Genomic DNA, 12,974 nt, shown 5'->3' with positions numbered 1-12,974 from the left:
TTCTTTTCTTCATTGGTTCAATTACTATTTTCCGAGCTGCTTATCGAGTTCACGGACCGGATTTTCTGCTCTATTTTCCTCAATCGTTTGCTTGCTCATGAACCAGCCGATGGCGGCGATCAGCAAGAGCACGATATAGAATGTTGCTTTCCACCAGGTGCTATGGGCGAAGTGCTCGGATAATACGCCGAGCGAAGGGTGCGCAAGCGTGATGACGGCAAGCTTGACGCCAACCCAGCCAACAATGATGAAGGCAGCGACCTCAAGTCCCGGCCGGGAGTGAAGAAGCTTGACGAAGAACGAAGCGGCGAAGCGCATAATCACGAGCCCGATGAACCCGCCGGCAAAAATGACGAGGAACACACCTCCGTCCAGTCCGCCGATTTGGGGAAGACCGCTTGGCGGAAGCGCGACAGCCAAAGCGACCGCAGCAAGGATCGAGTCGACGGCAAAGGCGATATCCGCAAGCTCTACCTTAAAGACGGTCATCCAGAAACCCGCCTTCTTGTTATCTGCAGCTTCCTTCGTGCCGCTCTCCGCGGCTTCTTCCGTTACCGGCTTTTTGGAAGCGGCGATTTTGCGGATGATGTGATTTGTTGCAATGAATAGCAGATAAGCGGCGCCGATTGCCTGCACCTGCCAGATGTCGACCAGGTACGAAATGACGAACAGTGAGCCGAACCTGAAGAGGAACGCCCCGAACAGCCCGTAAAAGAGCGCCTTTTTCCTTGTTTCCTCAGAAAGGTGTTTTACCATGATTGCCAGCACCAGAGCGTTATCTGCAGCGAGCAGCCCTTCCAGCGCGACGAGCACAAGGAGCACCCAGCCGTATTCCAATATTAATCCGAAATCCATTGTTGTTACCTCCCTCATGTTTATAATGACCAAAAATATATAAAAAAGACCTTTACCAAACAGATCGGACTCAAAAAGAGGCTCGATCAGAATGGTAAAGGTCTCGCTAACAATTATATATTGCCAATAAAGCCGGAGAACCATAACGAAGCTCTCGTATTGACGACTTTATTGAACAGCTACTCCCCTTTACGGGATATTCATGTTCTCGTTATTACCTAAAAAGATCATATAGTAGTTGAAAAGCGTTGTCAACGACGGAAGCTCAGGGTGATTGCCTTCTATATATTTTCGGAGGTTGAAAGAGTCGGGGAGGTTCTTATGCCGCAGCAAACGGAAAAAGAAGGAGAATCCTTGTGTAAAACTGCTGTAAAAGAAGATCAAATTGAAATTGATTTTCAATGAAAACAGGTTATGAAAACGGAAACATGATACATATGTGTAATGTAATCTGACATTTGTTTTGACGAAACTGCAAACACCAGATTATAGTGGGATTTTTCGTATTTGCGCTAATTGACGATATAGGGGATTGAAAATATGATGAGTGTACAGCAAAGCTTTTCAAGAAAGGTTGGAGTCAGGTTAACTGACACGTCGGATGTAGGTTATCTAACAAATAACCTGCTTGTATCTTACCCAAGGAAGTCGGTTCCGAAACACCTTTGGAATTGACGCTCCGCAAAACTTAGACGCATGCTTCCGACACGAGAAGGAAGTGAAGCGTGCGCGAGGGAGTACTACTCCTCATTACATTAAGGAGGTGGGAAAAAATGAAGCCGCAGCCGACGTCGTGTTTATCAAATGCAGCAGAGGACGACATCAGTCGCCACCCTTGCTACAGCGAGGAAGCCCATCGGTTTTTCGCCCGGATGCATATCCCGGTCGCTCCCGCCTGCAACATCCAATGCAACTACTGCAACCGCAAATTCGACTGCGTGAATGAAAGCAGACCAGGGGTTGTCAGTGAGGTGCTGACTCCGGAGCAAGCGGAGCGGAAAGTAAAAGGTGTGGCGGCACAATTGATGCAGCTTTCGGTAGTCGGCATAGCCGGACCCGGAGATCCGCTGGCAAACGCGGATAAGACGTTCGATACGTTTGCCAGAGTCAGAAAGCATGTGCCGGACGTGATGCTTTGCCTCAGCACCAATGGCCTTACGCTTTACCGGCACATCGATCGAATCGTGGAACTTGGCATCAATCATGTGACCATTACGATTAATGCGATCGACCCCGATGTAGGCAAAGAGATTTATCCTTGGGTGTTCGATGAAGGAGTACGTTACGAAGGAAGAGAAGCCGCCGCTCTGCTGATCAGCCGCCAGCTGCAAGGCGTGGAGGCATTGGCCAAGCAAGGTATTCTCGTCAAAGTCAACTCGATAATGATCCCGGGGGTTAATGATCAGCATCTGGTTGAAGTATCCAAGAAAGTCAAAGAACTCGGTGCGACGCTTCACAATGTGACGCCGCTGATTATCGCCCCGGGTAGCCAGTATGAAAAAGACGGCCGCAAGGCTCCCCGTCCAAGGGAATTGAACGCGCTGCAGCAGCAGCTTAGCGAGGGCGGAACCAAGCTTATGCGCCACTGCCGCCAATGCCGTGCAGACGCGGTAGGGCTGCTCGGTCAGGACCGGAATCAGGATTTCCAATTGGAAACAATGGAAGCTGATCCTGTAGTGGACCTCGATGCAAGGTCGCAATTCCAGGAGGAACTCGACGCCAAAATCCGTCAGCGTGTTATCGCCAAGCAGAATCGGCAGAACATTCTTGACGAGAACAAGAAGACCAGAGTCGCGGTTGCCTCCCGAGGCGGAGACAAAGTCAACCAGCATTTTGGACACGCGACGGAATTCATGATTTTCGATACGGACGGCGCCGAAGTGGAATTTGTCGGTATCCGGAAGATTCAGGCATACTGCCACGGCACAGCCGATTGCAACGGTGATAAAGGCGAAACGCTTCAAGAGATCACCTCAATCCTCAGCGATTGCCGGATTCTTCTCAGCTCCGGTATCGGCGACGCGCCCCGCGCGGCGCTCAACAAAGCTGGCGTGCTGCCCCTGGTCCGCAAGGGCGGAATACAGGAAGCCATTCTCGAAAGTGTGAAATACGGTTCTTATTTTGAAAATATTAATATATCGAAGGGATGATTAATCATGAGTAAGAAACCAAGACAAATCGCATTCTACGGTAAAGGCGGTATCGGTAAATCCACAACTTCCCAGAACACGCTGGCTCAGCTGGCAACGACTTTCGGTCAAAAAATCATGATCGTAGGCTGTGACCCTAAAGCTGACTCCACTCGTCTGATCCTGAACACGAAAGCTCAACAAACTGTACTTCACCTGGCTGCTGAAATGGGTTCGGTTGAAGACCTCGAACTCGAAGACGTAGTATCGACCGGCTTTGGCGACATCCTCTGCGTTGAGTCCGGCGGTCCGGAACCAGGCGTAGGCTGCGCAGGCCGTGGTATCATCACTTCCATCAACTTCCTGGAAGAGCAAGGCGCTTACGACGGTATGGACTTCATCTCCTATGACGTACTCGGTGACGTTGTATGCGGCGGTTTCGCAATGCCTATCCGCGAGAACAAAGCACAAGAGATTTACATCGTGTGTTCCGGCGAAATGATGGCTATGTACGCTGCCAACAACATCGCACGCGGTATCCTGAAATATGCTCAAAGCGGCGGCGTTCGTCTGGGTGGCCTGATCTGTAACTCCCGTAACACCGACCGTGAAGACGAGCTGATCATGGAACTTGCGCGTCGTCTGAACACGCAAATGATCCACTTCGTACCTCGCGACAACGTCGTACAACATGCCGAGCTGAGAAGAATGACAGTTACTCAATACAACCCTGAGCACAACCAAGCCAACGAATACAAACAACTGGCTGACAAAATCCTGCACAACGAAATGCTGACCATCCCGACTCCGATCGAAATGGACGAACTGGAACAACTGCTGATCGAGTTCGGTGTGGTAGAAGACGAAGAAACAGCAATCAAAAAGCTCGAAGCTGCTGGTCACTAATTAAAAAAAAGCGAACGAAATTCGCGTAACAATAGAAGTTATCCGGTGAATGGAGTGGAGAGACGGTCATTCACCGGAAGAAATTTAAACGAAGTATGCCACGCAGGAGGTACATGTCCTGCATATGAAAAAAGGAGGCTCAACGAATGGGACTGGATATTGAGGCGAACAAAAAGTTAGTTGAGGAAATACTGGAAGCCTATCCCGATAAAACGAAAAAAGACCGTAAAAAGCACTTTCAGATTAACACGGAAGAAACTAAAGAATCCTGCAGTTGCTCCCTGAAATCGAACGTTAAATCCCGTCCGGGCGTAATGACCCCTCGCGGTTGCTCCTACGCTGGTTCCAAAGGCGTGGTATGGGGACCAATCAAGGATATGGTACACATTTCCCACGGCCCTGTAGGCTGCGGACAATACAGCTGGGGTACTCGCCGTAACTATGCGAACGGTACGCTTGGTATCGACAACTTCACCGCTATGCAAATCACAAGTGATTTCCAAGAGACGGATATCGTCTTTGGCGGCGACAAGAAGCTGGAAGTAATCTGCCGCGAGATCAAGGAAATGTTCCCGCTGGCCAAAGGTATCTCTGTACAATCCGAATGTCCGATCGGTCTGATCGGTGACGATATTGAAGCGGTATCCAAGAAAATGGCCAAAGAGCTGGAAATGCCGGTTGTTCCGGTACGTTGCGAAGGTTTCCGCGGCGTCAGCCAATCGCTCGGTCACCATATCGCGAACGATGCTATCCGCGATTATGTAATGGGTAAAGCAGAACTGGCCGAAACCGGTCCTTACGATGTAAACATCATCGGTGACTATAACATCGGCGGCGATGCTTGGGCTTCCCGTATCCTGCTGGAAGAAATGGGTCTGCGCGTAGTTGCTCAATGGTCCGGCGACGGTACGCTGAACGAGCTGCAAGTGGCTCACAAAGCGAAATTGAACCTGATCCACTGCCATCGTTCCATGAACTACATGGTTACTCACATGGAGCAAGCTTATGGAATTCCGTACCTGGAGTACAACTTCTTCGGACCGTCCAAAACTTACGAAAGCCTGCGCGCAATCGCTGCGAAGTTCGACGCAACGATCCAAGAAAACTGCGAGAAGGTTATCGCCAAGTACAAACCGCAAATGGATGCCATCATCGGCAAATACAGACCTCGTCTGGAAGGCAAGAAAGTTATGCTGCTGATCGGCGGTCTGCGTTCCCGCCACACTATCGGCGCTTACGAAGATCTGGGCATGGAAATCGTTGCTACAGGCTACGAATTTGCTCATAAAGACGACTATGAAAGAACCTTCCCTGATATGCAGACAGGATCGATCATCATGGACGATCCGACTGCATACGAACTGGAAGAACTGGCTCAAAAACTGAACATCGACCTCATGGGATCGGGTGTTAAGGAAAAATACGTATACCACAAAATGGGTATTCCGTTCCGTCAAATGCACTCCTGGGATTACAGCGGTCCGTACCATGGCTTCGACGGCTTCAAGATTTTCGCCAAGGACATGGATATGACTGTGAACAACCCGGTTTGGAACCTGTTTGATAAGAAAGAAAAAGTACAGCCAGAGGGGGCGAGCGTATGAGCAAGGAAAGAATAGATATTCCGGATTACAGCACCTTGTTTACGGAAGAACGCTATGTACAACAACGGGAAAACAAGAAACAATTTGAAGCACCTTGCAGCGATGAAGCAAAAGCTGAAGCTCTTGCTTACTCCAAATCTGCGGAGTATTTGGAGAAGAACTTCGAACGTAAAGCGGTTGTTATCAATCCTCACAAAGCTTGCCAACCGCTCGGATCGGTTATGGCTGCACTCGGATTCGAAAAAACGCTGCCGTTCGTACATGGTTCCCAAGGTTGTAACTCTTACTTCCGTAGCCATTTGAGCCGTCACTTTAAAGAGCCTACGCCAGCCGTTTCTTCCTCGATGACTGAAGATGCTGCCGTATTCGGCGGCATGAGCAACATGATCGACGGTTTGCAGAACGCTGTTGCTCTGTACAAACCAGAAATGGTCGCTGTATGTACCACTTGTATGGCGGAAGTTATCGGTGACGACCTGTCGGCCTTTATCGGCAATGCCCGTCAAAAAGGCGCTATCGCCGAAGATTTCCCTGTGACCTTTGCGAATACGCCAAGCTTCATCGGCTCGCATATCACTGGTTATGATGCCATGATCAAGAACATTCTGAGCCAATTGTTCGACCGTTCCGGCCAAACTGCCGCTCCGGGTACTGGCGAAGAAGGCGAGAAGCTGAACGTACTGCTTGGTTTCGAGCCTTACACAGGCAACTTTGCTGAAATCCGCAAAATCCTGAACGCTTTCGATACGAAGTACACGATCCTCGGCGATCACAGCGGCAACTATGATTCCCCGGCTAACGGAGAATATGAATACTACTACGGCGGAACGAAGCTTGCCGATGTTCCGAAAGCCGCTAACGCACTGGGTTCGCTTGTACTGCAAAAATACACGCTTAAGAAGACTCAAGAATATATCAGCGGAACTTGGAAACAACCAATTTCCTCCTTGTCCACTCCGCTCGGCGTAAAAGCTACGGATAAGCTGCTCGAAGCGATCAGCCAATTGACTGGCCTTCCGGTTCCGGAATCGCTGAAGGAAGAACGCGGACGCGTAGTTGACGCTTACACCGATAGCCATCCTTACCTGCATGGCAAACGCGTTGCCCTGGCCGGCGACCCTGACCTGCTGCTTGGCCTCATCGGATTCTGCCTCGAAGTTGGCATCGAGCCGGTACACATCCTGTGCTCGAACGGCGATGTGGAATTCGACGGCAAGAAGTGGAAAGAAGAGGTTGAAGCGCTGCTTGCAACCAGCCCATACGGTTCCGAAGCAACGGTTTATGTTGGCAAAGACTTGTGGCACCTGCGTTCCCTGCTGATTAACGATCCGGTTGATCTGGCTATCGGCAGCTCGCACGTTAAATTTGCTGCCAAGGATGCGGGAGTACCGCTGGTCCGCGTAGGCTTCCCGATCTTTGACCGTCATCATATGCATCGTAATCCGATTATCGGCTACCAAGGAGCACTGAATCTGCTGACCTTGATCGTCAATATTGTCCTTGAGCAACTGGACAATAACCCATCCGGGCTCGTTGATTTGGTTCGCTAATTATAGGTAAAACAGGGAGCAGATTTATCTTGGATAAATCTGCTCCCTCGGCCTATTTTCAGAGATTATATGTTATAATTTGTATCATGAATGATTTTTTAACAACGGCGAAATGTATAAGGATTGGGGTCCAACGTTTCGTTCTTCCGAGTGTTAATTTCAGTTATTTTTGCCGTAAGGTTGTGAGAATTGAAGCACTAAGTCTTAGCGAAGGAGATGATGATCCAATGGAGCCTATTCGAAAGGAAGAGTTAGACGATCAGGCCTGCGGGAGCATGGCTCCCAAATCCAAACCTTGTCCACGGCCAAAACCGGGCGAGGCAGCCGGAGGATGCTCCTTCGACGGAGCGCAAATTACATTGCTTCCTATTATGGATGCAGCGCATCTGGTGCATGGACCGGTCGCTTGTGCCGGCAATAGTTGGGAAAGCCGGGGAAGCCTTTCGAGTGGCCCTTCCCTCTCCCAGTACGGTTTTGCGACGGATTTAGGTAATAATGACATCATCTTTGGCGGCGAAAAAAAGCTAAGAGACAGCATCGACTATATTGCCGGGCGTTTTACGCCTCCGGCTATCTTTGTATATTCAACTTGTGTTACGGCACTAATCGGCGAAGATATGGACGCCGTCTGTAAAGAGGCGTCGGATCGTCTGGGCATCCCGATAGTGCCTGTCAACAGCCCCGGCTTTGTCGGAAGCAAGAATCTCGGCAACCGGCTCGCGGGCGATGCGCTGCTCCAATACGTTATCGGTACCGGAGAACCGGAGCAGGAGACTCCGCTTGGTGTGAACCTGATTGGTGAGTATAACATCGCCGGCGAGATGTGGGACATTGAGAAGCTGATGAACCAGGCGGGAATTACGCTTTTATCTCGCATTACGGGCGATGCCAGATATAAAGAGATTACTTGGGCGCACCGGGCGAAAGCCAATATGGTCGTCTGCAGCCGCGCATTGCTCGGACTGGCGAAACAGATGGAATCCAAGTACGGCATACCTTATTTTGAAGGATCGTTCTATGGCGCGAAAGAAACCACCTATTCCTTGCGTCAAATGGCTTTCCTGTTGAACGACAGGGAAATGGAACGCCGGGTTGACCGGTTGACTGAACGTGAAGAGAACCGGCTGGCTCATGATCTGCGTCCATACCGCAAAATTCTCAAAGGCAAAAAAGCGGTGCTGTATACAGGGGGAGTAAAAAGCTGGTCGGTCATTTCAGCGCTGAAGGAACTGGGCATTCAGGTCGTAGGCGTCGGAACAAACAAGAGCTCGGATGAGGATGTACAAAGGATTGCCGACCGGGTCGGTGATGATACAGAGTACATTCCGGAAGGCGGAGCAAGCCGGATTATTAAGACGGTTAGAGAGCGCAAGGCGGATATTATGATTGCCGGCGGCCGGAATATGTATGTTGCAATGAAAGAGCAAATTCCGTTTGTGGACATCAATCAAGAGCGGCATAAAGCTTATGCGGGTTACGAGGGTCTGCTTCGTCTTGCCAAGGAACTGGTAGATTCCATGGTTAATCCGATCTGGAAGCTTGCTTCTTCGCCGGCTCCTTGGGATAAGGAGGGCAGCTATGACCGTTAAGAGAAGAAGCAAACCGGTATCGGTCAATCCCCTCAAAATCGGCCAGTCTTTGGGCGGCGTTCTGGCTATGCAGGGCTGCTACCGGGCGATGCCCATTGTCCACGGCTCACAGGGCTGCAGCGCCTTTCCCAAAGCGCTTTTGACCCGTCATTTTCGCGAACCGATTGCGGTGCAAACCTCAGCGCTTCAGGAAATGGACGTTATTTTTGACGCAAACCGGAATTTGGAAGAGGCTCTGAATGCGGTACTGTCCAAGCATCGCCCGGACATCATCGGAATTATCGGAACGGAACTGACCGATGTGGCCGGGGTGGATTACCAGAGCATGCTGAAGTCTTATAAGAGAGAGCGTAATATGCGCGGCGGCCTTGCCTTCTCCGTAACGCTGCCTGACTTTCGCGGATCGCTGGAATCCGGATTCAGTGTAACTGTTGAGGCTATGGTTGATGAACTGATTCAGCAGGCGGGTCTTCGGGGACAACGGAATGTGAATTCCCGCCAGATTACGCTGCTTCCCGGTTCGTATCTTACGCCCGGTGATGTAATGGAGCTTAAGGAAATCGTATCTTCCTTCGGCTTCGAGGTTATCGCGCTTCCGGATATTTCGACTTCGCTGTCCGGGCATCTGCTGACCGGATTCTCGCCGCTGACCAGAGGCGGAGTCCCGCTGGACTCCATGCTTCAGAGCCTGCAGTCCGGGCTTACTATCGCCTTTGGCGCCAGCATGGAGCGTCCGGCCAGAAGATTGCATAATGCTCTGGGAACGCCTTACAAAGTGTTCCAGGGAACGATGGGACTGAAGGCATCCGACGAGCTGCTCAATTTTCTCCATCAGATCAGTGGAGTTCCTGTTCCCATCCGGTACTGCTGGCAGCGGGAGAATCTGCTCGACTGTATGCTTGACGCGCACTTTCAGTTCGCGGGCGTGTCCGCGCTGGCTGCGCTTGAGCCGGATCATCTGCGCTCCGTATCGGAGTGGCTTGAAGAACTGGGAGTTGAACAAAAAGCGCTCGTTGCTTCCTGCGAAACTCCGGCAGTCGCCGAAATGGAACGTGAAGTGTGGGTCGGAGATCTGGATGACGCCGAAGTCCTGGGAAGCGGAGCCGATCTGTGGATCAGCAGTTCACACGGAATTGCTGGAGCAGAACGTATCGGAGCAGCGTTCCTACCTGCAGGCTTCCCGATTTGGGATGAGCTTGGATCGTATATGAATGTCTCCGTTGGCTATCGCGGGGCAATGGAATGGACCAATAAAGCAGGCAATCTACTTATGAGAAGGGAGGCGGAGCATCGTGAAAGTCGCGTTCGCCACAGATGACGGAGTTCGTGTAAATGCCCACTTCGGGCAATGTTCGATGTTTGCCATTTATAACATTACGAAGAGCAGCAGTGAGCTAGTGGAGCTCCGCAGAATACCCGATATTTCAACCCAGGATGAGTTCGGCAAGATCGACAGCCGGATCGACGCAATTGCCGATTGCACGCTGATCTTTCTGATGCAGATAGGCGCGTCGGCGGCAGCTAAGGTGACCCGCCGCAAAATCATGCCGGTCAAAGTGCAATTCGGCAGCCCGATTGATGATCAGGTCAAACGGCTTGTGGACATGCTGCAAGGCAAGCCGCCGATGTGGCTGGCCAAGGTGCTTCGCGCGGAAGAAGAGGAAGGAGCTGGGGTTCATGGATCCAACGGCTAACGAAATCGCACCCGCGAATGAACAGCCGGCTAACAGACAGCCGGCATTGCCGAAACGCCGCCCCTAGCCGGCCCCCGATCCTGAAAAGGCTGCGCATCTTGTCCGCCGCTTGAACGACCTGCTCAGCGCGAGCGATCATTTCGGCCGGCATGCAGCCCTGACTCCCGAGGAGAAGATTGCGAAGCTGTTCCTGGTATCGGCGGAGGATAAAGCGAAATCGGATTTCAACTGCACGGCATCCGATGATGTTCGCCGCCAAGTGCCGCTATTGTTCCAGGCCATTGCCGGCGTGATGGAAGAGAACTGCGGCTTGATGATTCAAAGCTCTGCGGAAATCAACGTCGAGGGCTTCGGCCGCGGGCTGCTCTATAGCGGCCGCGTTATTCTTGTAATGAAGAGTCTCCGCGCAGGCTTTCCGTTTCCGTTCACTTCTCTGGACAAGACGGTGGCCTACGGGGTAGCTTGCGTAGAAGAGGGGCTCGCCTTTTTGGAGAAATATAAAGAATTGACCTCTGTGCACGGACTGCTCAGTCTGGAGGGATAAACTTCACTGTCAGAAAACTCCTCCGATTCTATACTATATTGAAATAATTAAGCCATGAGCGATAACAGGGGGAGAAGACAATGGAGCAAGCATTGGCCGGATTGACGGAGCAGCAGCGATATGCACGGCAGTTGAAACTGCTTGGAGAGAGCGGACAGAAGGCACTAAAAGAAGCTACGGTAATGATCGCGGGTATCGGCGGCCTTGGCGGAACGGCTGCGATTTATTTGGCAGCCGCCGGAGTCGGCAAACTGATACTCGCTCATGAAGGCAAGATTGTCCTGCCGGACTTGAACCGGCAGATTCTGATGGACAATGATCACCTGGGAATGGAGCGGATGAGCACCGCCGTGGAGCATCTGCGGCGGCTTAATCCCGAGGTGGAAATTGAAGGATATAATTCCAGAATTGAATACGACAAAGCCAAACCATGGATCGAGAGCGCAGATATTGTCATTGACGCCCGCTATGATTTTCCCGAGCGATATGAATTGAACCGGCTCTGTGTGGACGCCGGCAAGCCGATGATCGAGGCGGCGATGTACGGCTTTGAAATATCGCTCACAACGATGATTCCCGGAGAAACACCATGTATGGAGTGCTTGTACCCCGACAGACAGCCTCAGTGGGAACCTTTGGGATTTCCAGTTTTGGGCGCAACCTCAGGTATTGCGGGTTGCCTGGCTGCGCTGGAAGCCGTAAAATGGATTACAAGGGTAGGAACGGCCTATACCGGAATTATGCATCGCTTCAACTCACTTGATTTTACCACATACAGTGTCCGACTTACCCGTAATCCGAATTGCGCTTGCTGCGGAGAAGGAGGTAAACCGTGAAAAGTCTCAAGCTATGTGACACGACGCTAAGGGACGGTGAACAGGCGGCTGGGGTTTCATTCACGAGGGCGGAAAAGCTGGAAATCGCAAGATTGCTGTCGGAGTGCGGTGTAGAGCAGGCGGAGATCGGTATTCCGGCTATGGGCGTTCGGGAGCAGGAGGACATCGCGGCTATTGCCGCGCTTGGACTTCCCATGAAGCTGATGACCTGGAATCGTGCGCTCAAAAACGACGTTGACAAGGCTTGGGAGACGGGAGTGAACTGGTGCCATATTTCCATTCCCGCTTCTGAAATACAGCTTCACGGCAAGCTAGGACTAACGCCCGCCGAAGGCTTAACCAAGCTGCTGCGCGCGGCGGAATATGCGATAGGGCGGGGGATGACCGTATCGGTTGGTATGGAAGACTCTTCCCGTGCGAGTATGGATTTTCTGGTGGAATTGGTCAACTGTGTATACAAGGAGTGCGGCGTCAGGTGGTTCCGTTATGCGGATACCGTCTCCGCACATCATCCCGGACAGATGGCTGAGCGGGTAAGCACATTGCTTGGAGCCGTACCGCCGGATGTGGAGTTGGAGGTGCACTGCCATAACGATTTCGGACTGGCTGTCGCGAACACGTTGAGCGGCATTTCCGCCGGCGCGACGTGGGCGAGTACGACGATCGCAGGAATCGGGGAGCGCACCGGAAATGCGCCGATGGAGGAAGTGGCGCTGGCCTGGCGGTACCTGTACGGAGGCCACACCGCCATTCGGGCCGAGCTGCTTAAGCTTGCGGCAGATATGGTTATCGCGGCTTCGGGACGCGTCGTCGGAGATTCCAAGCCGATCGTCGGCAAGATGGCTTTCACGCATGAATCGGGCATTCATGTGGACGGACTGATGAAGGACAGGGAAACTTATCAGACCTTCAATCCGTCGGAAGTCGGCCGTGAGCATAACTTTGTGCTCGGCAAGCATTCCGGGACGGGCGGCGTAGCGCATGTGCTAGGGAAACAGGGACTTGAAGCCGACCCCGAGACGGCGGCCAGATTGCTGGTGCGTGTCCGGGATTATGCCGAGGCGAGCAAGGGCAATGTGCCAGAAGCCCTGTTAGTGAAATGGCTGATGGAAGAGCGGAAGCAGGCTCCAAACGCGGTGTAAGAACCCTGGTGATAACAAGATTGTTATCTGCCAAATAGGAGTGGACGGAAGCGAACATGCGAAGCATAGTAGCGGATGATAATAGGAGCTGATTCACGGGACATTGGTTTGTTCCCGTGAATCAG

General features: G+C 51.8%; 11 protein-coding genes. 10 read left to right on the top strand and 1 reads right to left on the bottom strand.

Annotated features, from left to right (window positions below):
* Positions 1–24: 24 nt before the first annotated feature.
* The gene (locus PSAB_RS18795) at positions 25–855 is read right to left on the bottom strand and encodes a TerC family protein (RefSeq protein ID WP_025336131.1); all 831 of its coding nucleotides are present in this window, start codon (positions 853–855) and stop codon (positions 25–27) included.
* A gap of 773 nt (positions 856–1,628) precedes the next feature.
* Here PSAB_RS18795 and nifB point away from each other — a divergent pair.
* The 10 genes from nifB to PSAB_RS18745 all read left to right on the top strand — a co-directional run bounded on the left by nifB (position 1,629) and on the right by PSAB_RS18745 (position 12,849).
* The gene (nifB, locus tag PSAB_RS18790) at positions 1,629–3,005 is read left to right on the top strand and encodes a nitrogenase cofactor biosynthesis protein NifB (RefSeq protein ID WP_025336130.1); all 1,377 of its coding nucleotides are present in this window, start codon (positions 1,629–1,631) and stop codon (positions 3,003–3,005) included.
* A 6-nt stretch (positions 3,006–3,011) separates the two neighbouring features.
* Positions 3,012–3,890, top strand: a complete 879-nt coding sequence (gene nifH, locus PSAB_RS18785; protein ID WP_025336129.1) for a nitrogenase iron protein — start codon at positions 3,012–3,014, stop codon at positions 3,888–3,890.
* A gap of 146 nt (positions 3,891–4,036) precedes the next feature.
* A complete protein-coding gene (gene nifD, locus PSAB_RS18780) occupies positions 4,037–5,494 on the top strand; it encodes a nitrogenase molybdenum-iron protein alpha chain (RefSeq protein ID WP_025336128.1) in 1,458 nt (485 codons plus the stop codon).
* On the top strand, positions 5,491–7,044 hold the full coding sequence (nifK, locus tag PSAB_RS18775) for a nitrogenase molybdenum-iron protein subunit beta (protein WP_025336127.1): 1,554 nt from the start codon (positions 5,491–5,493) through the stop codon (positions 7,042–7,044). The genes nifD and nifK overlap by 4 nt, the downstream gene beginning before the upstream one ends.
* Positions 7,045–7,271: 227 nt before the next feature.
* Complete coding sequence (gene nifE, locus PSAB_RS18770; RefSeq protein ID WP_025336126.1) at positions 7,272–8,633, top strand: nitrogenase iron-molybdenum cofactor biosynthesis protein NifE; 1,362 nt, start codon at positions 7,272–7,274, stop codon at positions 8,631–8,633.
* On the top strand, positions 8,623–9,951 hold the full coding sequence (gene nifN, locus PSAB_RS18765) for a nitrogenase iron-molybdenum cofactor biosynthesis protein NifN (protein WP_025336125.1): 1,329 nt from the start codon (positions 8,623–8,625) through the stop codon (positions 9,949–9,951). The genes nifE and nifN overlap by 11 nt, the downstream gene beginning before the upstream one ends.
* Positions 9,926–10,327: a nitrogen fixation protein NifX gene (gene nifX / locus PSAB_RS18760; protein WP_051529792.1), complete on the top strand. Its 402-nt coding sequence runs from the start codon at positions 9,926–9,928 to the stop codon at positions 10,325–10,327. The genes nifN and nifX overlap by 26 nt, the downstream gene beginning before the upstream one ends.
* Positions 10,328–10,436: 109 nt before the next feature.
* Complete coding sequence (locus PSAB_RS18755; protein ID WP_025336123.1) at positions 10,437–10,871, top strand: NifX-associated nitrogen fixation protein; 435 nt, start codon at positions 10,437–10,439, stop codon at positions 10,869–10,871.
* 80 nt (positions 10,872–10,951) lie between these two features.
* The gene (locus PSAB_RS18750; RefSeq protein ID WP_025336122.1) at positions 10,952–11,707 is read left to right on the top strand and encodes a HesA/MoeB/ThiF family protein; all 756 of its coding nucleotides are present in this window, start codon (positions 10,952–10,954) and stop codon (positions 11,705–11,707) included.
* Positions 11,704–12,849, top strand: coding sequence for a homocitrate synthase/isopropylmalate synthase family protein (locus PSAB_RS18745; protein ID WP_025336121.1), 1,146 nt, complete (start codon positions 11,704–11,706; stop codon positions 12,847–12,849). Before PSAB_RS18750 ends, PSAB_RS18745 begins: the two co-directional genes overlap by 4 nt.
* Positions 12,850–12,974: the final 125 nt, after the last annotated feature.

Origin of the sequence: Paenibacillus sabinae T27, assembly GCF_000612505.1 — a bacterium.
GTDB classification, from domain to species: Bacteria; Bacillota; Bacilli; order Paenibacillales; family Paenibacillaceae; genus Paenibacillus_AQ; species Paenibacillus_AQ sabinae.
This window is presented reverse-complemented; position numbering and strand designations above follow the sequence as displayed.